Annotated in this window: 17 protein-coding genes; 4 read left to right on the top strand and 13 right to left on the bottom strand. The window is 70.1% G+C overall.

Translation table 11 applies throughout. The features are described 5' to 3' along the window. Window positions 1-17: 17 nt before the first annotated feature. Window positions 18-1,640, bottom strand: coding sequence for a FadD7 family fatty acid--CoA ligase (locus tag ACWGDX_RS09120; protein WP_453623723.1), 1,623 nt, complete (start codon window positions 1,638-1,640; stop codon window positions 18-20). Window positions 1,641-1,926: 286 nt separating this feature from the next. Here ACWGDX_RS09120 and oxc point away from each other — a divergent pair, with 286 nt between their 5' ends. The 3 genes from oxc to ACWGDX_RS09105 all read left to right on the top strand — a co-directional run bounded on the left by oxc (window position 1,927) and on the right by ACWGDX_RS09105 (window position 6,575). Then, window positions 1,927-3,687 (top strand): oxalyl-CoA decarboxylase, encoded by a 1,761-nt coding sequence (gene oxc, locus ACWGDX_RS09115; RefSeq protein ID WP_453623721.1) that lies wholly within the window; start codon window positions 1,927-1,929, stop codon window positions 3,685-3,687. An 86-nt stretch (window positions 3,688-3,773) separates the two neighbouring features. Then, window positions 3,774-5,030 carry a formyl-CoA transferase gene (gene frc / locus ACWGDX_RS09110; RefSeq protein WP_453623719.1) on the top strand — a complete coding sequence of 419 codons (1,257 nt, stop codon included), beginning with the start codon at window positions 3,774-3,776 and terminating at the stop codon, window positions 5,028-5,030. Between the two features lie 204 nt (window positions 5,031-5,234). Beyond that, window positions 5,235-6,575: an NAD(P)/FAD-dependent oxidoreductase gene (locus ACWGDX_RS09105; RefSeq protein ID WP_453623717.1), complete on the top strand. Its 1,341-nt coding sequence runs from the start codon at window positions 5,235-5,237 to the stop codon at window positions 6,573-6,575. A 168-nt stretch (window positions 6,576-6,743) separates the two neighbouring features. On the opposite strand, the gene ACWGDX_RS09100 is transcribed toward ACWGDX_RS09105, so the two are convergent. Genes ACWGDX_RS09100 through ACWGDX_RS09080 form a run of 5 tightly spaced genes read right to left on the bottom strand, consistent with a single transcriptional unit; the run spans window position 6,744 to window position 13,309 of the window. Next, window positions 6,744-8,216, bottom strand: coding sequence for a mucin-5B (locus ACWGDX_RS09100; protein WP_453623715.1), 1,473 nt, complete (start codon window positions 8,214-8,216; stop codon window positions 6,744-6,746). Continuing rightward, on the bottom strand, window positions 8,216-9,175 hold the full coding sequence (locus ACWGDX_RS09095) for a substrate-binding domain-containing protein (protein ID WP_453623713.1): 960 nt from the start codon (window positions 9,173-9,175) through the stop codon (window positions 8,216-8,218). Before ACWGDX_RS09095 ends, ACWGDX_RS09100 begins: the two co-directional genes overlap by 1 nt. A 2-nt stretch (window positions 9,176-9,177) precedes the next feature. Continuing rightward, entirely contained in the window at window positions 9,178-10,251 is a 1,074-nt protein-coding gene (locus ACWGDX_RS09090; RefSeq protein WP_453623711.1) for an ABC transporter permease, read from the bottom strand. Continuing rightward, complete coding sequence (locus ACWGDX_RS09085; protein ID WP_453623709.1) at window positions 10,248-11,909, bottom strand: sugar ABC transporter ATP-binding protein; 1,662 nt, start codon at window positions 11,907-11,909, stop codon at window positions 10,248-10,250. The genes ACWGDX_RS09090 and ACWGDX_RS09085 overlap by 4 nt, the downstream gene beginning before the upstream one ends. Continuing rightward, window positions 11,906-13,309 carry an aldehyde dehydrogenase family protein gene (locus ACWGDX_RS09080; protein ID WP_453623707.1) on the bottom strand — a complete coding sequence of 468 codons (1,404 nt, stop codon included), beginning with the start codon at window positions 13,307-13,309 and terminating at the stop codon, window positions 11,906-11,908. The genes ACWGDX_RS09085 and ACWGDX_RS09080 overlap by 4 nt, the downstream gene beginning before the upstream one ends. Before the next feature lie 861 nt (window positions 13,310-14,170). Here ACWGDX_RS09080 and ACWGDX_RS09075 point away from each other — a divergent pair. Further along, complete coding sequence (locus tag ACWGDX_RS09075) at window positions 14,171-15,646, top strand: hypothetical protein (protein ID WP_453623705.1); 1,476 nt, start codon at window positions 14,171-14,173, stop codon at window positions 15,644-15,646. A gap of 67 nt (window positions 15,647-15,713) precedes the next feature. Here ACWGDX_RS09075 and ACWGDX_RS09070 read toward each other — a convergent pair whose 3' ends face one another. The 7 genes from ACWGDX_RS09070 to ACWGDX_RS09040 all read right to left on the bottom strand — a co-directional run bounded on the left by ACWGDX_RS09070 (window position 15,714) and on the right by ACWGDX_RS09040 (window position 22,808). Next, complete coding sequence (locus ACWGDX_RS09070; RefSeq protein WP_453623703.1) at window positions 15,714-16,556, bottom strand: LLM class F420-dependent oxidoreductase; 843 nt, start codon at window positions 16,554-16,556, stop codon at window positions 15,714-15,716. A gap of 180 nt (window positions 16,557-16,736) precedes the next feature. After that, entirely contained in the window at window positions 16,737-17,492 is a 756-nt protein-coding gene (locus ACWGDX_RS09065; protein WP_453623701.1) for a class I SAM-dependent methyltransferase, read from the bottom strand. Window positions 17,493-17,593: 101 nt separating this feature from the next. Beyond that, window positions 17,594-18,814: an aminotransferase class V-fold PLP-dependent enzyme gene (locus ACWGDX_RS09060; protein ID WP_453623699.1), complete on the bottom strand. Its 1,221-nt coding sequence runs from the start codon at window positions 18,812-18,814 to the stop codon at window positions 17,594-17,596. 4 nt (window positions 18,815-18,818) lie between these two features. Continuing rightward, window positions 18,819-20,147 (bottom strand): pyridoxal-phosphate dependent enzyme, encoded by a 1,329-nt coding sequence (locus ACWGDX_RS09055; RefSeq protein WP_453623697.1) that lies wholly within the window; start codon window positions 20,145-20,147, stop codon window positions 18,819-18,821. Next, window positions 20,144-21,652 (bottom strand): Y4yA family PLP-dependent enzyme, encoded by a 1,509-nt coding sequence (locus tag ACWGDX_RS09050; protein WP_453623775.1) that lies wholly within the window; start codon window positions 21,650-21,652, stop codon window positions 20,144-20,146. The genes ACWGDX_RS09055 and ACWGDX_RS09050 overlap by 4 nt, the downstream gene beginning before the upstream one ends. 215 nt (window positions 21,653-21,867) lie before the next feature. Further along, window positions 21,868-22,164 (bottom strand): hypothetical protein, encoded by a 297-nt coding sequence (locus ACWGDX_RS09045; RefSeq protein WP_365905915.1) that lies wholly within the window; start codon window positions 22,162-22,164, stop codon window positions 21,868-21,870. Window positions 22,165-22,448: 284 nt separating this feature from the next. Beyond that, window positions 22,449-22,808 (bottom strand): DUF6234 family protein, encoded by a 360-nt coding sequence (locus tag ACWGDX_RS09040; RefSeq protein ID WP_453623695.1) that lies wholly within the window; start codon window positions 22,806-22,808, stop codon window positions 22,449-22,451. Window positions 22,809-23,471 lie beyond the last annotated feature (663 nt).

The following is a 23,471-nucleotide window of genomic DNA, read 5'->3' as shown; positions in this document are numbered from 1 at the left end:
ACCGGCTCCCCGCGCTGTCATTTCGCTCGCGCGTAGAGGTTCTCCACCGCCCGCCGGTCCAGTCCGCCCTTCGCCGTGTGGGGCAGCGTCCCGACGATCTGGAGCCGGTCGGGCACCTCGGTGGCCGACAGCCGGTCGCGGCAGTACTGGAGGATCTGCCCGGACCCGAGCATCTCGCCCTCGCGTACGACCACGACGGCGCCGGTCCGCTGCCCGTAGTGCGCGTCCGGGATGGGGAACACGGCCGCCTCCGCCACACCGGGACAGCCGGCGAGCACGTCCTCGACATGCTCGGGCGAGATCTTCTCGCCGCCGCGGTTGATGAGGTTCTTGATGTGCCCCGTGAGGAACAGATACCCGTCCTCGTCCAGCGAGCCCAGATCACCCGTGCGGAACCAGCCGTCGGTGAAGCTCTCCGCCGTCTCCTCCTGGTCACCCAGATAGCCGCGGGTGACGGTGGGACCCTGCACCCACACCTCGCCCTGGGTGCCGACCGGGCACGTACGCCCGTTCCGGTCGACGACACGCAGGCCCACTCCGGTCGTACGCCCGACGGATCCCTGTTTGAGGGGTCCCCGCTCGGGCAGGGGCTCGCTGGTCGTCTGGTGCGTGGTCTCGGTCATACCGTACGCGGAGAGCAGCGGCGCCCCGAGCGTGCGCTCCAGCGCCCGCTGCGTCGCCGCGTTGAGCGGGGCGCTGCAACTGCGGACGAATCTCAGCGGCGCGATCTCCGGGCCCGGGTACTCCGCCGCCGACCGGTCCAGGAGGATCTCGTGGATGGTCGGGACCGCGGTGAACCAGGTGGCGCCCGCGGCCCGTACGTCGTCCCAGAACGTGTGGGCCGAGAACCGCCCCCGCTCCGGCAGCAGCACACATCCCCCGCTGGCCAGGGTGGCCAGCAGGGCCGCGAACAGTCCGTGGCCGTGGAAGAACGGCATCACCGCGACCGTCGCGTCACCGGGTCCCAGCTCGTAGGTGGCACAGATGCCCCGCACCGAGGCGGCCACATTGGCGTGGGTCAGCGGGACCATCTTGGCCCGGTCGGTGGTTCCCGAGGTGAACAGCACCAGGGCGTCGTCGCCGGTCGGCCCGTCTCCCGCGCCCCGTACGTCCCGCACGCCCCGCGCTCCTCCCCCGGCCCCGTCCGTTTCGAGCGCGGCCGTCGCCGTCCCGGCGCGGGAGACATCCACGCGCACCGTCCACGACGGTGCGACATCGACCCGCGCGACGGGTTCGGCGCCGGTCGCGAGCGGACCGGCGAGGATCGCCCGCGCCCCCAGCGCGTCGAGCCGCGCGGACATCTCCGGCCCCGACAGGGCGGGATCGACCGGGGCGACCACAAGGCCGGCCCGCGCCGCGCCCAGGAGCGCCACGACGAACTCGGCGGTGTTGGCGCAGACGAGCCCCACCGCGTCGCCGCGCCCCAGCCCCGCGGTGCCGAGACGCGCGGCCATCTCGTCGGCCAGGGCGGCCAGGGTGCCGTAGGACAGGTCCACCCGGTTACCGGCGACGGTGACGACGAGCGCCCGTGCGCCGGGACAGTCACGCGTCTGTCTGTGCAGAAGGTCGACGAGACCCGTGACCGCCGGGGGCCGGTACCGGTTCGTGTCGCACACGGACGCCGTAGTGGGAACGGCCATGACCACCACTCCTCGCTCTGGAACTCATACCGGATCTGAGGAATCTGAGGAAACCGTCACTGTGAGACTGCGCTGGCGCGAAGTGTGCGTCCAATACGCGCTGGTGAACAGTCGATAGCGAACGTCTATCAAGGGAGTTGCCGCTCATCCCGGGCCTCCGCGACCAGCATCAATAAATGCTGTTTATCGGCTAGTCGCCGATAGGTCTTGGACGCGGACACGCACGCCGAACAAGGTGGGACGAGAAGCCGCACAGGCATGACCGCCCAAGGAGGACCTCGGAGCCATGACCGCCCCTTCCGCACTGGAGACCGCGTCGACCGCCGACGTTCCGGCCGAGGCCGAGCTCACCGACGGGTACCACCTGGTGGTCGACGCACTCAAGCTTAACGACGTCGACACCATCTACGGGGTGGTCGGCATCCCGATCACCGACCTGGCCCGCCTCGCGCAGGCCCAGGGCATCCGCTACATCGGGTTCCGCCACGAGAGCAACGCCGGTCACGCGGCGGCGGCGGCCGGTTACCTCACGAAACGGCCGGGCGTCGCGCTGACGGTGTCCGCGCCGGGCTTCCTCAACGGACTCGTCGCGCTGGCGAACGCCACCACGAACTGTTTCCCGATGGTGCAGATCTCCGGCTCCAGCGAGCGTCATCTCGTCGACCTCAAGCAGGGCGACTACGAGGAGATGGACCAGCTCGCCGCCGCGCAGCCGTTCGTCAAGGCCGCGTACCGGGTGAGCCGGGTCGAGGACATCGGCCGGGGTATCGCCCGCGCGCTGCGCACCGCGATATCGGGCCGGCCCGGCGGTGTGTATCTCGACATCCCGGCCGCGGTGCTCGGCTCCATCATGGACGCGGAGGAGGGCGCCAGGACGCTGAGCCGTCTCGTCGACCCCGCGCCGCGCCAGCTCCCCGCCCCCGAGGCGGTGGACCGCGCGATCGAGATCCTGGCGGGCGCTCGGCGTCCGCTGGTGGTGCTCGGCAAGGGCGCCGCGTACGCGCAGGCCGACGAACGGATCCGCGAGTTCATCGAGTCCACGGGGATCCCGTACGTACCGATGTCGATGGCGAAGGGCCTGCTGCCGGACAACCACCCGCAGTCGGCCGCCACCGCCCGTTCACTGGCGCTGCGCAAGGCCGATGTCGTGGTGCTCCTCGGCGCCCGGCTGAACTGGCTGCTCAACCACGGCGAGGCACCGCAGTGGAACCCGGACGCCAAGTTCATCCAGGTGGACATCGAGCCCAAGGAGCTGGACAGCAACCAGCCCATCGCCGCGCCGCTCGTCGGGGACATCGAGTCGGTGCTCGAAGTGCTCGCCGAGCGGACCAAGCCCGGCCAGATCGCGGCCCCCGCCGCCTGGCGGGAGGAGCTGGCGGCGCGCTCGGCGCAGAATATCGCCAAGATGGCGGAGCGTCTCAAGGCCGACCCGCATCCGATGCAGTTCATGGGCGCCCTCAAGGCCGTACGTGACGTGGTGCACGAGCGTCCCGAGACGTACATCGTCAACGAGGGTGCCAACGCGCTGGACATCGCGCGCAATGTGATCGACATGCAGGTGCCGCGCCACCGCCTCGACAGCGGTACATGGGGTGTCATGGGCATCGGCATGGGCTACGCGATCGCCGCCGCCGTCGAGACCGGCCAGCCGGTCGTGGCCGTGGAGGGCGACAGCGCCTTCGGGTTCAGCGGTATGGAGCTGGAGACGGTCTGCCGCTACAAGCTGCCCGTCGTCACCGTCATCATGAACAACGGCGGTGTCTACCGAGGCGACGACATCAACCCGGCGGAGACCGGTGACCCGTCGCCGACGACCCTGATGCTCCAGGCGCGCCACGACGTGATGATCGAGGCGTTCGGCGGCAAGGGCTACCGCGCGACCACACCCGCCGAGGTCACCGCCGCGCTCACCGAGGCACTGGCCTCGGGCGGCCCGGCGCTCATCGACTGCGCGATCGACCCCTCGGCCGGCACCGAGAGCGGTCATATCGCGCACCTCAACCCGAAGGGCATCACCGTCGGCAACATCACGCCGGCGAAGAAGTAGGCGTGACGCGCCCCTGAACCCCTCGCGAACTCCGCACACCGCACACTCCACCCTCGCACGAGATCTTTCACGAGAAGGAAGCCATCATGAGTGAAAAGCCGCTCGCCGGAATCAAGGTGATCGACTTCACCGGGGTCCAGGCCGGTCCCGCGTGCACCCAGATGCTCGCCTGGTTCGGCGCCGACGTCATCAAGGTCGAGCGCCCCCAGGGCGGCGACGTGACCCGCAACCAGCTCCGGGACATCCCCGACCTCGACGCGCTCTACTTCACCATGCTGAACAGCAACAAGCGCTCGCTGGCCATCAACACCAAGACCCCTGAGGGCAAGGAGGTCATGGAGAAGCTGATCCGCGAGTCGGACATCCTGGTCGAGAACTTCGCACCGGGCGCCATGGACCGTATGGGTCTCAGCTGGGAGCACATCCACGAGCTGAACCCGCGGCTGATCTTCGGCTCGGTCAAGGGCTTCAACGACGAGTCGTCGTGGAACGACCTCAAGGTGTACGAGAACGTCGCCCAGGCCGCCGGCGGCGCCGCGTCCACCACGGGCTTCTGGGACGGCCCGCCGACCATCAGCGGCTCGGCCCTCGGTGACAGCAACACCGGCATGCACCTGCTGATCGGCCTGCTGACCGCGATCATCCAGCGCAACGCGACCGGTCTGGGCCAGAAGGTGTCGGTGTCCATGCAGGACGCCGTGCTCAACCTGACCCGCGTCAAGCTCCGTGACCAGCAGCGCCTGGCGAAGATCGGCTACCTGGAGGAGTACCCCCAGTACCCGCACGGCGAGTTCGGCGACGCGGTGCCCCGCGGCGGCAACGCCGGCGGCGGTGGCCAGCCCGGCTGGATCCTGAAGTGCAAGGGCTGGGAGACCGACCCCAACGCCTACATCTACTTCACGATCCAGGAGCAGAACTGGAAGCGCACCGCCGAGGCCATCGGCCACCCCGAGTGGGTCGAGGACCCGGACTACACGACCGCCCGTGCCCGCCAGCCGCGCATCATGGAGATCTTCGGCGAGATAGAGAAGTGGCTGGCCGACAAGACCAAGTACGAGGCGGTCGACATCCTGCGCGAGTGGGAGGTGCCCTGCGCCCCCGTGCTCAGCATGAAGGAGCTCGCCGAGGACCCCGACATGCGCAAGAGCGGCACGATCGTCGAGGTCGATCAGAAGGAGCGCGGCACGTATCTGACCGTGGGCAGCCCGGTCAAGTTCTCCGGCTTCAAGCCCGACATCAAGGGTGCGCCGCTGCTCGGCGAGCACACGGACGAGGTTCTCGCGGACCTCGGCTACGACGCGAACGACATCCGCAGGCTGCACGAGGGCAAGGTCGTCGCCTGACCCGCTGATCCGGTGATCCGGATCCGGTGATCCTCGTCCGGTGTCCGGTGATCCTCATCCGAGCGGCCGATTTCCCGGGTGCCCCGCGCGCGATCCCGCGTGCAGGGCACCCGTACGCGTGCGGGGTGCGTACGGGAGGACCTCCCGGCCCGGGACCGTTCCTAAGCTGTGACCGTTGCGGCTTCGCGAACCGGGAGGGCCCTGATGACCCGCGAGAACGGCAAGACCCACAAGAGCCACGAGAACGACGAGAGCTACGACGCCGTGGTGATAGGCGCCGGCGTCCTGGGCTGTTCCGTGGCCTACGCGCTGGCCCAGGACGGACGGCGCGTCTGCGTGGTCGACCGCAACGCCTCGGCGGGCAGCGGATCCACGAGCGCCTCCTCGGCGGTCGTGCGCTTCAACTACTCGACCTTCGCCGGTGTGGCCGGCGCCTGGGAGTCCGCGCGGATCTGGCAGAACTGGGCCCACCACCTCGGCGCCGAGGACGGCGCGGGCCGGGCCCGTTTCATCAGGACGGGCGGACTCTCCCTGGACGCCCCCGGCCAGGACCGGCGGAAGGTCCTCGCCCTCTTCGACCGTGTCGGAGTGCCGTACGAGGTGTGGGACGAGGCCCTGCTGCGCGAGCGGATGCCGCTGCTGGACACCGGACGCCACTACCCGCCCAAGGCGGTCACCGACGACGCCTTCTGGGACGAGCCCACCGGCACGCTCACCGGCTACTGGACACCGGACAGCGGCTTCATCGACGACCCGCAGCTCGCCGCCCGCGATCTGATGGCCGCCGCCGAACGCCACGGCGCCCGCTTCCGGTTCCGCTCCCCCGTCGTCCGCGTCGACCGCGCCGACCGTGTGACGGGCATCGCCCTGGCCGACGGTACGGTCCTGGCGGCGCCGGTCGTGGTGAACGTCGCCGGACCCCACTCGGGCGCCGTCAACGCACTGGCCGGGGTGGAGGACGGTTTCCGCGTCCACACCCGCCCCCTGCGCCAGGAGGTGCACGAGGTGCGCGCCCCCGAGGGGTACGGCCGGGACGGAGCGGGCCCGCTGGTGGCCGATCTGGATCTGGGCACCTACTTCCGGGGCACCCCCAGCGGCGGCGTCATCGTCGGCGGGACCGAGCCGGAGTGCGATGTCCTCCAGTGGCTGGACGACCCCGACGCCTACAGCGTCCACCCCAGCAAGGCGGTCTACGACGCCCAGCTCCTGCGCGCGGCCCGCCGTCTGCCCACCCTGACCGTCCCGGGCACGCCCCGCGGCACCGCCGGGGTGTACGACGTCTCCGACGACTGGATCCCGATCTACGACAAGACCGATCTGCCCGGCTACTACGTGGCGATCGGCACCAGCGGCAACCAGTTCAAGAACGCTCCCGTGGTGGGCCGGTACCTCGCGGCGATCGTCGCCGCCTGTGAGAACGGCCGTGACCACGACACCGACCCGGTCCAGGTGGAGCTGCCCCACACCGGTCACCGGGTGGACCTGTCGCACTACAGCCGGCTGCGTACCGTCAACCGCGACAGCAGCTTCAGCGTGATGGGCTGAGCACCCGGACCGCGGAAAGCGGCCCCACCGGCGAGGGGGTGCGCCGGTGGGGCCGGGGAGCCTGTGCGGCCGGGGGGGGTGGCCGCGATCTTGACTCAACAGTGCCCCTGCCCCCGGCCGGACAACATATGCGTGGCGGTCGGCCACTTGTTCTCGCGGCTTCTCCCGCTACTTCTGGTTCCTGGCCGTCTGGGGCACGTACAGCTTGATGTCCGTCAGGCTCGCGCTCCCCTCGTACACATTGGTGTACAGATCCCCGATGACGAAGGAGTCCGGGTACGCGGAGCCGGCCGGCCACTGGTCGGGCCACCGCGCGCTGCCGTTGTTGTCGTTCTGGACGAGCGCGTTGTTGAAGCGGCCGTCGTACTCGCCCGGCTTGACGTTGTAGTGCCAGATCGGCTGGTTGTTGACGACGAAGTTCCGGTGGAAGCGCAGTGTCTTCTGACCGACCCGGGCGAAGTTGCCGCTGGCCTCCAGGGTGTAGCCGGTGGCATCACGCTCGATGGCGAAGACATAGTCCTGGTTGGGCATCAGCTCGGGCTGGAGCTCCGCCGCCGAGGTGAGCTGCTGCTCCGCCACGCCGCCCGAGCAACTGGACATGAACCACTGGGAGTTGCCCGCGAGACCGCCCTTGCCCGGCGTCCAGTTCGGAAGCCCGCTGATCCACATGTTGACGGTGTTGAAGCTGCTGTCCCGGTAGTTGTAGTACGTGTTGGTGCTGGAGTTGCAGACCCGGCCGCCGGTGCCGCTGCCGACCCGGTCGGGATGCTGGGAGAAGGAGTCCATCAGCACCTTGCGGCGGTAGTGCCAGAAGTGGTTGTTCCGTGGCGCGGGATCCGCGAAGTCGACGATCGACAGATAGTGGAAGCCGTTGTAGCCGTAGTTGCCCTCGCGGACGTCCTGCCATTCGCAGTACGGCGCCGACGCGTCACCCTCCCAGCCGGGGCTGTTGGAGCCCTCGCCCCAGGGGTGCTGGGTCTTGCAGCCGTCCTTGCTGTATCCGTTGGTGCGGTTGTCGTAGTCGATCGTGCCATTCCGCTTCCCGCCGAAGTCGATGGTCTTCAGCCGGTATTCGACGCGGTACTGGTCGGGAAGCTGCTCGGTGGGGCGGAAGATGGCGCCACCGGTGTGATCGGGGACCTTGAGCTGGGCGACCGTCTTGCCGGCCGCCCTGCCGTTCGTGATGGACGGCGCCTTCTCGATTTGGCCGTCCTTGTTCCAGTCGCGGGCGGAGAGCGAGGCGGTCAGCCAGCCTCCGTCGCCCACCGGGAACTCCTTGCGATAGGTGTCGAAGGAGTTGAACGCGGTGTTCCAGGCGGGGCCGTAGTCATTGGCGTACCACTGGCCGTTGTCGTCCATGATCGTGTCGAAGGGCTCGGCGTAGGTCTCCCGCGTCCACGGGGCACCGCCGGGGTCGAGCCTCTTCGAGAAGTTCTCGGAGTGCAGCAGCCGCCAGGCGGCCTTGGGACTCTTGCCCTGCGGCTCCGGCGCCGCGGACGCGGTGTCGAGCGAGAGCGGCAGGAGGAGCGCGCCGCAGACGAGGCCCGTCAGCGCGTAGTGGTGCTTGCGCCGCAGCCGTGAACGGGCGGGGCTCGTGGGGGTATGGGGTGCGGGGGCGGGGCTCAGGGGAGTGCGGCTCATCAGAAGTTGCCCTTCGGGTCGTAGTATTTCTCCGCGTTCTCCTTGGTGACACGTGGTGAGGGAACGACCGTGTCCTTCTCGGTCTTCTTGCCGTCGAGGATGTCCACGGTCCTGTCCAGGCCGAGACTGCCGATCACATCGGCGTCGTTGAGGCCCGTGACCAGGTAGTTGGTGCCGTCGAGGATGGCCTTGAGCGCTTCCGCCTGGCCGTCGACCCCCGCCAGCACGATGTCGCCGTCGCGGCCCGCGTCCTTGATCGCGCGCTGCGCGCCCAGGCACATGGCGTCGTTCTCGCAGAACACGGCGTCGATGTCGGAGTGTGAGGCGAGCAGGCTCTCCATCACATTCAGTCCGCCGTCGGAACTCCAGTTGCCGAAGTCGGGCGCCTCGACCAGCTCGATACCGGGGGCGCCCTCCAGGGCCGCCTTCACCCCGTCCGTACGGGCCTGGCCGATGCTGTTGTCGGCGGGACCGCCCTTGACCAGGGCGACCGTGCCGCCGTCGGGCAGCCGGCCGGCCAGGAACTCCCCGTTCTGCTTGCCGATCGCCTCGTTGTCGGGGCCGATCCAGCTGCTGTACGTACCGGTGCGGAACTTGCGGTCGACCAGGACGGCGGGCTTGCCGGCCGCCTTGATGGAGTTGAGCACGGCGGGCGCCGACTCCAGCGGGCCGCCCGAGACGATCACCGCGTCCACGTCCTTGCTGAGCAGGTCCTCCACGTTGGAGGCGAGTTTGGCCGCGTCACCGCCCGCGTCGGTGCTGACGATCTCGACGTTCTTCTTCTCCGCCTGGGCCTTGATGGCCCGGTCCATACCGTTGAAGTAGGGCCCGCTGAGGGTGAAGTTGGCGACACCGATGGTGTACGAGCCGTCTCCCGCTCCCGCGTCGCTGCCGGAGGAGCAGCCGGCCAGGGCGGCGGCGAGGGCTCCGGTCACCAGCACACCGGACATTTTCTTCATGATCATGACAGTCTTGCCTTTCCGGGGTCCACGGGGTTCGGTGCGCCGGCCGTACGGGACCGTCCGGTGCGCTGTACGAGAATGACGGCGACGATGATCAGGCCCTTGAGCACCTGCTGCCAGAAGCTCTGCACGTCGTACAGGTTGAGCAGATTGTTGATCAGCGCCAGGACGAGCACTCCGGCGAAGGTGGCCCGTACCGATCCCTTGCCGCCCGCCAGACTGGCCCCGCCGATCACACAGGCCGCGATCGCGTCGAGTTCGAAGGCGGTACCGACGCTGGGCTGGGCGATACCGACCCGGCTGGCGAGGATGACACCCGCGAGTCCCGCGCAGGCGCCGCTGATCGTATAGGCGAGCACGATATGGCGGCGGACACCGATACCGGCCAGCCGCACGGTCTCGGCGCTGCCGCCGATCGCCACCAGCGAGCGGCCCGCCGGAGTGCGGCTGAGGAAGATCCCGCCGACCAGGAAGACGGCCAGCATGATCAGGGTCGAGACGGGGAGCGGGCCGAGCACCGCCGAGCCCAGTTCGAAGAAGCCTTCCTTCTCGGGCGCGACGGGTGTCTCCGAGTAGACGAAGGCCAGCCCTCTGATGGTGGTGAGGGCCGCCAGTGTCACCACGAACGGCGCCAGTTGGAACCGGGCGATCAGCGCCCCGTTGACCAGGCCGAAGCCCGCCCCGGCGGCCAGACCGATGAGCATCGCGAGCGGGACCGGCAGCCCCGCCGAGAGCCCCGCGGCGACGATGCCGGAGAAGGCGACCACCGAGCCGACCGAGAGATCGATGCCGCCGGTGAGGATCACGGTGAGCATGCCGAAGGCCAGCAGTCCCGTGGTGACCATCTGCTTGAGCAGATTGGTGAGATTGCCCTCGGTGAGAAAGGCGTCCGTGGTCGAGCCGGCGATCGCGACGAACGCCACGAACAGTACGGCGAACCCGGCCTCCAGGGTGAGATCGCGTCCGGCGACGACCAGCCGGGGCAGCCGGGGCGGCCGGCGGCCGGCCGGAGCGGGCCCGCCGGAGTCGGCCGGGTCCGCGGGCTGGGCGGAGGTGGTCAGTTGGTCGGTCATGCGGTGTGTCCGATCGCGTGGGCGAGGACGGTGTCCTCGGTCGTACGGTCAGAGGGGAGGTCCGCGGTGAGGCGCCCCTCACGCATCACCAGCACCCGGTCGGTGGCGCCGAGCACCTCCGTCAGATCGGAGGAGATGAGCAGAACGGCCATTCCGGCGCGGGAGAGTTCGTCGAGCATCCGGTAGATCTCCGCGCGGGTGGCCATGTCCACGCCCCGGGTGGGCTCGTCGAGCAGCAGCACGCGCGGCCCGGTGAGCAGCCATTTGGCGAGCACGGCCTTCTGCTGATTGCCGCCGCTGAGGGTACGTACGGGCAGCTTGGCGCAGTGCGCGGGGCGGATGTCCAGCCGCTCGACCATCGCGGTGACATCCCGCCGCCGTCTGCCCGTGTCCAGCAGCGGGCCCCGGGTGGTGGTACGGAGCGTGGTGAGCCCGATGTTCTCCGCGGTGGTCAGGCCGAGGACCAGACCGGTGCGCTTGCGGTCCTCGGTGACCAGGGCGAGCCCGGCGGCGATCGCCTCGCGCGGGGAGCGGAAGCGCCGGGCACCGCCCGGTGCGCCGAGGCCTTCGAACGTACTCCCGGACGTACCTCCGCCCCCGGACACACCGACGCCTCCGGACGTGGCGCCTCCGGACGTGGCGCTTCCGGACGTGGCGCTTCCGGACGTGGTGACATCCGCGGATGTGACGCCGCCGGAGGTGGTGACGCTTCCCGCGTGGGCGGGCTCGGCGCCGAAGACACAGCGCGCCAGTTCGCTGCGGCCGGAGCCGACCAGCCCGAACAGTCCGGTGATCTCGCCCGCCCGCAGGGTGAACGAGATGTCCCGGAACTCCCCCGGGCGGTGCAGTCCGGAGACCGTGAGCAGCGGCTCACCGGGGTCGGTGCGGCGGGCGGGATAGAGCCGGCCGGGCCCTCTGCCCGCCATCAGCCGGATGAGTTCGTTCTCGTCGGTGCGCTCGGGCACGGTCTCGGCGACGACCCGGCCGTCCTTGATCACCACGATGGAGGTGGCCAGTTCCGTCACCTCGGCGAGACGGTGCGAGACGTACACGATCAGCACGCCGCGCCGCTGGAGCCGGCGGATCAGTGCGAAGAGCGCCTCCAGATCGCTGCCCGCGAGCACCGCCGAGGGCTCGTCGAGCACCAGGACCCTCGGCTCGCCGCCCTCGCTCACCAGCGCCTTGGCGATCTCCACCATCTGCTGTCTGGCCACGGTGAGCCGGCCCGCCCTGGTCCGCGGGTCGATCGCGCCGTAGCCGATGGACTCCAGCAGATCGCGGGCGCGCGCATGGGCCGCCCGCCAGTCGATGAGACCGCCGAACCGCCGGGGGAAGTGGCCCATGAGGAGGTTCTCGGTGACCGACAGCTCCGGTACGAGCGTCAGTTCCTGATGGACGGTACGGATGCCGTGCGCGTGCGCGTCGTGCGGTGAGCGCAGTTCGACGCGCTCACCGTCGAGCCGGAGCTCACCGGCGCTCATCGGTTCGGCGCCCGCCAGGATCTTGATCAGCGTGGACTTGCCGGCTCCGTTGGCGCCGACCACGGCGAGCACGTCACCGGCCCGTCCGGTCAGGTCCACGCCGTGCAGTACCTCGGTGGAGCCGTACGCCTTGCGCACCCCGCGGATCTCCAGAGCGGTCCGGGCGGTGCTGCTCACCCGAGGGCCTCCATCACCACGACGGTCTTCTGCCGGGTGAACTCCAGGGCTGTGTCGTGCAGGCCCTCGGCGGAGCCTCCGGTGTCCCGGGGGCCGCCGAAGGGGAGGTTCTCGGCGCGCAGCGCGGTGGAGCCGTTGATGATCACACCGCCGACGTCGAGCCGGTGGGCGAGGGTGAAGGCGCGCTGGATGTCCCGGGTGAAGACGGCCGCCTGGAGTCCGTACGGGGACTCGTTGGCCATCCGTACGGCGTCCAGCGGATCGGTGAACCGGGCGACCGGCGCGACCGGGCCGAAGATCTCCTCGGCGAGCGCGGGGCTGTCCGGCGGTACGTCGACCAGGACGGCCGGGGTGCTGAAGGCGCCGCGGCGGGGGCCTCCCGCCACCTTGCGCGCGCCGTCCGAGACAAGGGCCGCGACCGCGGCCTCCACCCGCTCCGCCGCCTGCTCGCTGATCAGCGGTCCGACATCGGTGCCGTCGGCGAGCTGGTCCCCGACGGTGAGCTTGGCGGCGCCCGCCAGCAGGGCGTCCACAAAGGCGTCATGGACACCGTCCTGGACGTACACCCGTTTCACCGCGCAGCAGATCTGTCCGTTGCCACGGGCGAGCCGGCCGAGGACGACCGCGTTGGCGGCCTCCTCGACATCGGCGTCGTCGCAGACGATCAGCGCGTCGTTGCCGCCGAGTTCGAGATGGACCTTCTTCAGGGTGTCGGCGGCGCGGCGGGCGATCTCACGTCCCGCGAGGGTGCTGCCGGTGAGGCTGACGGCGGCCGTGCCGGGGCGGGTGGCCAGCTCCTGGGAGACCTGGACGCCGCCGGTGAGCATCTGGTGGGCGCCTTCGGGAACGCCGGCCCGTTCCACGAGCGCGCCGATCCGTAACAGGGTGAGCGGGCAGCGTACCGGCGGGTGGACCAGGACGGCGTTGCCCGCGGCGAGCGCGGCGGCGGCCTTGTGGGCGTACAGCTCGACGGGGTAGTTGAAGGGCACCAGCGCGGCGACCGGGCCGAGCGGTTCCCGGATGGTGACGGCGAGATGGCGCTCCAGGCCGGGGACGGCGCCGAGCGGGATCTGCCGTCCGAACAGCCGGGTCGCCTCGCCGGCGAAGCCCCGGAAGATCCGTATCGCCGCTGCGACCTCCTCGGTCGTCTGGAAGAGCGGCTTGCCGTTCTCGGCGGCGAGGAGCCGGGCCAGCTCCCCGGCCTCGGCCTCGATCAGATCGGCCGCGCGCAGCAGAAGCCGGGCGCGGTCGTAAGCGGGCATGGCGGCCATGGCGCGCTGCCCGCGCGCCGCGGCGGCGAGTGCGTCGACGACACGGTCGGAGGTGAAGTCCTCGATATCGCCGAGGTGCTCGCCTGTTCCTGGATTGTGCACGGACAGCGGTGCGGTACGGGTCGACATGCGTCGCTCTTCCTGTACGGGCTGTGGCAAGTGCGGGGTGCGGGCTGTGGCAGGCGGGTGCGGGTCGGGCACCGCCGGTCGGGCACTGCGGAAAGTGCTGCGATGGTGGCCCGCCGTGAGTAATTCGTCAACACCTTTAACAAAATGGCCGGAGGCCTGGCTCAAGGGCATCGCTCCGCAGGCGGGGGCCCGTACGGCACCCATGGCGCGGACGGACGCGCGGGCGGGGATTCCCGCCCGGAAGACGCACGATGAGTGACCGTCACGGTCCCGCCGACGCGGGCCGCGCCGGTGACCGGCCGCCGCGGGTGACGCCTGTGCCGTACCGGGTGCCGCCCGGTGACACGTCATTCATCGGCAGGCATCGACCCGGTGCGCGCCATCGGAAGGAAGCTAGGGTCCCGTCCGCCGGTCCGTCAACCGACCTGCCGGCACAGGGGAACACGGCCGCCAGAGGCCTGTACGCTCCGCAGCCACCGCTGCCGGCCGCCGGTTCCTGCCCGCCGCGACGGGCGCCCTCGGCATTTCGGCGTGATCAGGACTGGCGCGGGGAACGGCCTCCGTACTCACCGACGGCGGCCGGCGGGGCGTACGGGGTGCGTTCCTCGGCGGGAGGAGGGACCCGGGGACCCGTTCTTCCGTTGGCCGAAAGGCTTCTGTACGAACCTCACCGCCCGCACGGACCATCGATTGGATGGGCATACGGCACTGAGGTCGGTCGGAGCTCGCTGCCGCCCCGTGAGCCGTATCCAAGGTACCGGCCCACCCTGGAAGGTAGACATGGCCTCTGCGCGCATGAACATCCTCTTACGCACCCCGGCCCCGCGCGGCGACTCACGCGTGCCGAGAGGCCGGACCCTGATGATTCACCCGCCCTATGTGCACGACAACTACCTGGCCCGCGAGGACACCCCCTTCGCCCCGGACCGGCTTCCGTTCCTGCCGGTCGCCCCGCTCTACGCGGCCGAGCTGCTGGAGCGTCATGGGCTGGCCGAGCCGACGCTCTTCGACTGCCAGCTCCACGATCTGCGCGACATCGCGGACCTGGAGGAGTACGACTCCTTCGGTATCGCGGTCATGGGCGCCCAGAACATCGCCCCGGCGACCCATGTCCACCGCTATCTCACCGTCGGCCGCGGACTGCCGGCCGATCGCGTGCATGTCGGCGGGCAGGGCATAGAGCGGCTCTCCCGGGAGGAGTTCGGACGGATCTTCCCCGGCGCGCACAAGACCGACCGGCAGGCGCTGTCCGCGCTGCCCGGGGCCATGGACATCGATCTGGAGCGTCAGCTCGACAAGCTCCCCGAGTCCGACCTGCGTGTCTATCTCGCGCATGAGATGACTCTGCCGTTCAGCCAGGGCTGTATGTTCGGGTGCAGCTTCTGCGGGGCGCAGACGCGCAAGCGCGAGACCTTCTTCAACGTCCGGGCCCATCTCGATCTCGCCTGCCGGCTCGCCGGACGCTTCGGGGTCTCCTCGCTGAACCTGTACTGCACCTCGCTGGACTTCTTCCAGCAGGCCCTGCCCGGCGGCGACATGGAGCAGCTCACCGCGCAGCTCGAATCGGTCGTCGAACTCAAGGAGCGGCACCCGGGTCTGGACATCGGGCTGCACGCGCTCACCCGGGCCGACTCCTACAACGCCGCGATGGTCTCGGACCAGGTACGCGATCTGGTGCTGCGCGCGGGCTTCGACCGCTTCGGCTTCGGTGCCGACGGCGCGGCCTCCGTCGAGGTGCTGCGCGCGATGCGCAAGCACGCCGACAGCCTGCGCTCCGATCTCATCACGGCCTTCCAGCACATGGAGGAGAACGGTCTGGTCCCGGAGATCCTCTATGTGTTCGGCGTTCCCGAGGAGACCGCGGAGACGCTCGCCGAGACACGCGATCTGTGCGGTCTGCTGCTGGACACCTTCCCGACCTCCGAGTACCGCGGCTTCCCCGCGAAGAACGAGATCCCCGGCAACGCCAACTGGAACCGCGCGGGGTGGAAGGGCTCCGCCGCCCATCAGCGGCTGCTCGACGAGCCCGACCACTTCCTCAACCTCGGCTTCGAGACGCTCGCCAACGAGATCTCCCACGCGGACCCGGAGATGCGGATGATGGTGAACCGCTACGCCGTGGACATGAGCCGCCACGCGCACGACCTCGGGCGCGTGCGCAGCTATCTGACGGTCCCCGTCGCCTCGCCCGGCGCCCAGGTCATGGACGACCGTACACTGGACGGCTTCCGCGAGATCGTCGCCCACTACGCCCCGGAGGTGGCGGAGGGGCTGAACGCGGGCAACCTCGCGGAGCGCCGTGCCGCGCTCAACTCCGCGATCCCGAAGGACTACTGACCGGCGGAAAGGACCGCTGCCCGGCCGCGGGGCCACCGCCCGGCCGGGCGGTGACCGCCCGGCGGCCTCAGTGGGGCAGTTCGGCGTGCCGTTCCAGGAACGCGGCCACTTCCGCCGGGTCCTCCAGCGGGAGGGGGTAGACCACCAGCCGGTCGACGCCCAGGTCGGCGTACCGCCGTGCCGTGTCGGCGTCCACCGGGGAGAGCTGGGCGAAGGTGATCTCCAACCGGCCCAGCCGCTCGGGGCGTTCGACCTCGGCGGCGGCCTTGCGCAGCCCGGCGAGATGTCTGACGAGATCGTCCGGACCGTCTCCGTTGCCGAACCACCCGTGGCCGTGGACGACCGCCCTTCGGAAGGCGGCCGGGCTGTGGCCGCCGATCACGATCCGCGGTCCGTCCTCCCCGACCGGCCTCGGGTGCGCGTCGACGCCGTCGAAGGCCACGTACCGGCCCTGGTAGGACGGCGCGGGCCGGGTCCACAGTGCCCGCATCGCCTCCAGATACTCGTCGGTGCGCCTGCCGCGTTCCGCGTAGGGCACCCCGACGGCGGTCATCTCCGGTTCGAGATATCCGGCACCGACCCCCAGCAGCAGCCGGCCGCCGCTGAGCACATCGAGGCTCGCGACCTGTTTGGCGAGCACCAGCGGATTGCGCTGCGGCAGGATGACGATCCCGGTGCCGAGCTCCAGCCGTTCGGTGACGGCCGCGACATAGGCGAGATGCACCAGCGGATCGAGGATCGGATCCGTCGGCTCCATCGGCGCGGCCGGTACCCGTGGGCTGGGGAGTACGACATGTTCACCGGCCCACCACGACCGGTACCCCAGCTCCTCCGCCAGCCGGGCCAGCCGGACCGTCTCCGCGGGTCCCAGTGTGGCCTTGGCGTTCAGCCCCGTGACACCCAGTTCCATGGGCGCCCACCTCCATCCGATCCGGGCGGCAACCGGTGGGCGGCGTACGCCGGTTGCCTGTGCGTGTGCGTGTGCGCTGTGCTCCATCGTCGTGTGCTCCCTCATGGGATCACACGCGCGTTCCGGCCAAGAGCCGGGGACCACCGCGACGGCCGGACCCACCAGGGCCCGGCGTCGTCCTCACCGGATCGCGACCAGTACATAGCTCTGGCCGAACTGCCAGACGGGTGCGGCATGTTCGAACCCGGCCCGGTGCAGCAGTTCCGTATGACGGGACAGCGAGATCTCCTCACCGGCGCCGATGATCGGGCCACGGCGGGCGCGTTCGGTCAGCAGGTCCGCGAACTCCGGCTCCCGGGCCGCCGCCGCCCACCAGGACTCCCAGTCCTCATGGGCGAACGCCCGCCGGCGCCGGGCCCGACAGCGGCCCACATGTGCGGCGATCCGGGAGTGCCCGGCCTCGTCGTGGGGCAGGTGGTCGGCGTTGACGAGGACCCCGCCGGGGCGCGTCAGCCGGGCCAGCTCCGTGTAGGTACGGCTGAGGGCGGCCTCGGGGAGATAGTGCAGCGCGGTGGTCGAGACGGCCGCGTCCAGGGGCTGTTCCAGCGCCAGGGCCCGCGTCCAGCCGTCCGCCCCGATCTCCGCGTCGACATAGCGGGCGGCGTCCGCGTGGTGGGTACGGGCCAGTTCCAGCAGCAGCGGATCCATGTCCACCGCCACGATCTCCGCCCGCCGCAGCCGGGCGGCGAGCCGGGCCGCCAACGACCCCGGACCACAGCCGAGATCGAGGATCCGCGGACGCGGCCGTCCCTCCGTCACCCGCTCGACCACATCGGCGATCACCCTGAACCGCTCCTCGCGGTCGACCGCGTACCGCTGCTGCTGCCGCTCCCATCGCCGCACCCACGACTCGGCTGTCGCCATGCTCAGACCCATGTGACCGTGCCGCCCTCACTGTCTCGCTTGTCCCCGCGTCCGACCGACACCGCCAAATCTACATCTGAAAACGGTTCCCATTCTCCTCCGATGGGTGAGCTTCACTCCAGCGTGGCGAGAACGGCGAGCAGCCGGTCGATTTCCTCGGGCGTGTTGTACACATGCGTGCTCACCCGCACCGAACTGGTCTTCTCCCCGGCGGCGCCCTGGCAGTGGCCGTCGGTGCGCACCATGAAGCCATGGCTGAAGAGGATGAATCCCAGATCGCTCGCGCCGATGCCGTGATGCCGGAACGTCACGATGCCCTGTCGGTGCTGTACGCGGCTGTCGAGCGCCAGACTCCGCTGACAGCCGAGGATCTCGTAGGCGCCGAGATGCCGCAGCCCGTCGGTCAGCCGCAGCGCGAGAGCGGTCGTCCAGCGCTCGATCCGGTCCGGGCCGGCCTCCCGCAACCAGTCGAGGGCCGCCGCGAGGGCCGCGATACCCGTGGTGTTGGGTGTGCCGCTCCAGCCGCCGGGGACGAACCGGGGCCCGCGCGTCTGCCGGGCCCAGAGGGCACCGGAACCCGGCAGCGCCAGGGCCTTGTGTCCGGAGAACGCGACGAAGTCGACATCGAGGTCGGCGACGGAGACCGGCAGATGGCCCACGCTCTGGGCGGCGTCGAGACAGATCGGCACATCCGGCCCGACGGCCGCGCGGATGCGCTGGACGTTCATGTCCGCGCCGTACACATGGTGCACATGGGTCGCCGCGACGAAGCGGGTCCTGGGGCCGACCGTCGCGGCCAGCGCGGCCGGATCGTAGTCGCCCGAGGACGTCTGGTACGGCATCTCGCGTATCCGTATCCCGATCCCCCGGGCGGCCAGCAGTTCGCGGGCGTCCAGCCACGGGACCAGATTCGCCTGGTGGTCCGCGAACGGTACGACGATCTCGTCCCCGTCCGTGAGGTGGGCGGGCAGCCAGTCCTGTGCGACGGTACGCAGCCCCTCGGTGGTGCCGCTGGTGAAGTGGACGGTGGACCGCTCGGGGGCGGGGTCGCGGAGGAAGGACTTGATCCGCTCACGGGTCCGCTCCACCAGTTCGGTGGAGGCGTTGGCCCAGGGGTAGGTTCCGCGGCCGGCGTTGGCGTTGGCGGTGGTCAGATAGGTCTCGACGGCCTCCAGTACGGCCCGCGGCTTCTGGGCCGTCGCCGCGCTGTCCAGATAGACCAGATCCGGATGCCCCGTGATGATGGGGAACATGGCGCGCAGCGGACGCTGCCAGGGGATCAGATCGTCCGGAAAGGCGGCTTCGGCACGGCCGCGGGGGATCGTCCCGCTCATCGCGTCACTCCCTGACCAGGGGCGCGCCGGCATCGCGCCAGGCGATGATCCCGCCGTCCAGGCTGCGTGCGTCGGAGTGTCCCATCCGGGTGAGCAGCGCCGTGTACCGGGCGGATCTGTCGCCGACGGGACAGGTCAGCAGGACCGGTTTGCGCCTGCTGAACGGAAGACCGCCCCGGACCAGCTCGGCGAACAGCTCGTCGGTGATGTTGACCGCGCCCTCGATATGGAGCGCGGCATACGCGGACGGGCCGCGCAGATCGATCACCAGGGGCCGCTCCCGCGCGATCCACTCCCGCGCCTCCCGCGCTCCGATGGTCGCGGCGGACGCGATCTCGGCGGCGGACACATCCAGAAGCGAGTTCTTGCGGGCGGCGAGACCGATCAGTTCGGGACGGCGCTGTTTCACATAGCTGAGATAGCTCTCGATACGGTCGCAGACGATGAAGACGGCGACCTGGCGCCCGTCACCGTCGGCCAGCGCGGCATCGACGGGCCGCAGTCGGCGCACCGTCCCGGAATAGGCGGCCCCTCCGGTGGGTCCGGCGAGGATGCCGCAGCGGCGGGCCAGGGTGAGCATTCCGTCGATGGCCTCGTCGGCGGTGACCGTCTCCATCGTGTCGTAGGTGGCCGGATCGAAGAGACCGACCTCGTGCACTTCGTCGATGGTGCGGATCCCCGGTATGAAGTCCGACTTGTCCGCGACCAGCCCGACGACCCCGACCCGGGAATCGTGCTCGCGCAGCGCCCTGGCGACACCGGTGGAGGAGCCCGCGGTGCCCACACACGCGATGAACCAGTCGGGTACGCGTCCGTCCAGGTCCTTCACGATCTCCGGACCGGTTCCGAGGGCGTGCGCCTCGGTGTTACGGGCGTTGAAGTACTGGTCCGTGTGCAGATAGGCGCCGCCGGGGTCGGAGAGGGCGCGGTGGAAGAGCGTCAGCGGGTCCTCGGTGTCGGTCGGGTCGAGACACTCGCTCCGACCGGGCAGTTCCTCGATCTCGGCGCCCAGCAGAAGCAGCAGATCCTTGATCTCCGGGATCCGCATGCGGTTGGTGACGCTCTTGAACGACAGTCCGTGCATCCCGGCGATCACCGACAGCGCCTTCGCCGTGTTCCCGCTCGACAGTTCCACGAGCTGGCTGCCGCGCTCCACGGCGGTGGCGAGGCCGGGGCGTGCCATGTTCCACGCGGCCCGGTCCTTGACCGAACCGAAGGGATTGAGCATCTCCAGTTTGGCGTAGAGGTCGATGTGCCGCAGGCCGTGCACCTCCGGATCGATGCGTACCAGCGGGGTGTTGCCGATGACCTGGGTGATGCTGTCGTACCTCATGCCCTGCCCTCCTGGCACAGCGTCGGCCAGTACTGCTCGTCCAGACTCCATCGCCAGATGCCGTCGCTGTCCCGCCACGCGGCCACTTTCCGTCCGACGGGGAGGTGCTGTGCCCGGCTGGCCTGGAAGTCCATGCAGTAACCGGCGGTGTTCACAAAGCCCAGCAGATCGCCGGGGCTCGGGAGGCGCGGCAGGAAGACCATCCTGCGCGAGATCAGATCGGCCTCCAGACACAGGCCGCCCGCAAGATAGACCCCCACCGCGTCGCCGCCGCTGTCGGTCACGCGGCCCCCGTCACGCCCGATGACAACAGGGTCCATGACGATTCCATGGTCCTCAAGACCTATGTCGTCGGCCTTGGCGGCCAGGCGTACGAGGGGCTCCCCCGCCTCGGTGCGCCGCACTTCGAGGACCCGGGCGAGGGTCAGTCCGCACTGGTCGGCCAGGGCCCGGCCGGGCTCCGTGTAGAGGTCGTACAGATTCTCCAGGAGCACGGTGGACAGCGTCCGCCCGCCGAACGACGCGGCGGGGGTGGAGAGCAGTCCGTCGAGATAGTGTTCGGCCGCGACGGGACGGTGTCCCGGATAGAGCGCGAGCGACCCGCGCAGGGTGCCCGCCTCCTCGCGCAGGCCGTATCCGTGGCCGCGCCAGGTCATGGCCGGCCGCCGGCCGAGGACCGCCCTGGTGAGTTCGGTCGTGTACCGCTCCCACTGCTCCTGGTGCGCGAGGTAGTTGACGCCGTAGCCGCCCCCGATGTCCACGACACGTGGTCTCAAACCCCGGTCCCGCAGCGTGTCCATCGCCCTGACGCACCCTTCGAGCGCCACGGCCTTCTCGGCCACGCTGGTCGTGTCCAGGTGGAAGCCCACACCGAGGAGTTCGACGGCGTCCGCGTGCCGTTCGACGGCGTCCGCCAGGCCGTCGAGGTCCCCGACCGGGGTGCCGAAGCGACTTGTCCTGCTCAGCACCCTCACTCCGGGAACCTTCACCCCCGGTGCCTTCACCCCGGAAGTCCCGAACGCGGAGAGCCGCAGCAGGATCCGTACCCGGGGCAGCGCGTACGAGCGGACGATCTCCGCCAGGCCGTCCAGTTCCGCGCGTCCGTCGATATGGACGGTCACTCCCGTACGGGCGGCGAGCCACAGGAACTCCGGGCTCTTGGGACCGGTGGCCATGACCCGGTCGGGGGTGAACCCCGCCCCGAGCGCGTGCTGTAACTCGCCCACCGACGCGACATCCACGGCCGTGCCGGTGGCGGCGAGTCGGCGCATCAAGGCGCAGGAACGATTCGCCTTGTGTGCGAACCAGACCTGACCGCCGAGTCGGTGTTTCCGGTACACGGCGTGGAAGCGTTCGGCGTTGTCGGCCATCTGATCGGGGAGCACCACGCCGAGGGGCGACCCGAGCGCGTCGACGAGCGAGCGTGTGAAGTCTTCCGCCTGGAGCAGCGCCGCCAGGCGTGGCTCTGTGCGTGGCTCCAGATACAGAGGCTCCGGGTTGGGCAGAGCACTCACGAGTCCCCTCCTCGTACGGGCGTATCGGCCCGCCGTCCTCTTTACAAGCGACATTCATTTCCCTTTTCGGGAGCCGTTACGCGCCGCGCCGACGAGGAAGGCCGGGAGAGTCCGGCGGCGCGGGGGCCGTACGCGCGGAGCGAGCCGCTCCGCGCGTACGGGGAGCGGCTCGCCTCGGATCGTGGGCAGGTTCCCTGGGCCTGGGCTCAGTGGTCGTCCCAGTGCCCGTTGTGGTCGGCGTGCCGGTGGCCGTCGTGGACATAGTCCACATGCCCGTCGTGCGGCACGGCTACATGCCCGCAGCCCTCACCGTGGCGGTGCGGGTGCTCGCCGTGAGCGGTGTGTCCGGCGTGCTCGCACTCGTCCACATGGTCCGCGTGGACGCGATGCAGATGGCCGTCGTGCTCGTAGTCGACATGGCTCTCGTGCGGCACGGCGACATGCCCGCAGCCCTCTCCGTGGTGGTGCGGGTGGTCGGTATGAGGAGCGTGTGCGGTGGTCATGGCTCCTTGCCTCTCTCCCAGGGGCCCCGATACGGGCCACGCGGTCCTGGTGTTCCGGGCCAGTGGCTCAATGGCCAGTGGCTCAATACTGCTCTCCCGGGCGCGGTCCCGCAGTTCCCCTCACCCGCGGATCACCGTCCGTACACGGGGGCGCAGCCGGCGCGGCCCCGCCACCCGCCCCGAGCCCAGCCGACGGAACACGCGGCTCCGGCGCCGCGGCCCCAGGGGACAGGTCGTCTCGAATGGCCTAGCGGAGCGCGCATGCGTCCGGGATGCCGTATCCGTCACTGGGCCGGGCGAGTGGGATCCACCGGGGCGCACGGTCCGGCCCACGCCGGACACGGGGGCGAAGCCGGATGAGCACGCTCGTACGAGCCATGCCACGTCGCGACCGTGACGATCAAGGCCAACGCCGCGAGCAGCAACTGGACCGACCCCGCGTACGGATGCCCCGAACGGAGGAAGACCACGGCGATCACCAGCACGGCCAGCGTGAATCCACCGAACCAGAGCGTCGGCGGCCAGTCCATCGGCGGTGGCTCGGCGCGCACCTTGGCGGTCATGTACGCGTTCGACCGACCCCAGCCACGCAGCACCAGCGCCAGGCCCAGCATCAGCGCGACAGGGATCTCCAGAAGCAGCACGAGCAGACTGATACAGCCGCCCTCGAATCCGTCGCCCCGGGTGTCCGAGCGATGCGGGGGACGTCGGCCTCGCGGCGGACGGGGCACGGAAGGGCGGGGCGTCAGGGCCATGGCCGTACATTCGTACGGAACTCCGCGATCCGGGCCGGCGTTCGCCGAACCGAGATCAAGCCGTGCCGCTTCCGGGAGGAATCGGAACGGATGGCGTCCCGCATTTCCATGACGCCGCGCACGACACGGCTCCGGGGTGAGGCGTCCGGCCCCGGACAGCGGAGAGTTGCCTTCGGCGAACCGTCGAGACAGGTCACGCAAGGGTCGCGCCGCTCGGACATCACTCGGCGTGTCCACCCAACTGCCGTGCGCCGAGCCGCCATTGACAGCGTTGAAGAGTTGTCCAATCATCATCAACAGCGTGAAGCGGAATGACGCGAGGGACGCGAGTGAACCAACTCGCGTACCGAGCGAAGCGGTTGGTCGAGGGGCGTCGGTTCGCGGCCGGTACGCCCCGATGTGCGGTACACCGATCGGCCACCCGGGCCGGTCCGCCCGTGCGGCGTGGCGAGAGGAGCTAGTGCTGTGACGGTCGGCCCCGTGACGGGCCGGACGCCAGACGGAAGATCATCCCCCTTCGCACCGACCTCGGACAGTTCCCCGAGCATCCGC

The sequence above is a fragment of the Streptomyces sp. NPDC055025 genome (assembly GCF_053608565.1).
This window is presented reverse-complemented; position numbering and strand designations above follow the sequence as displayed.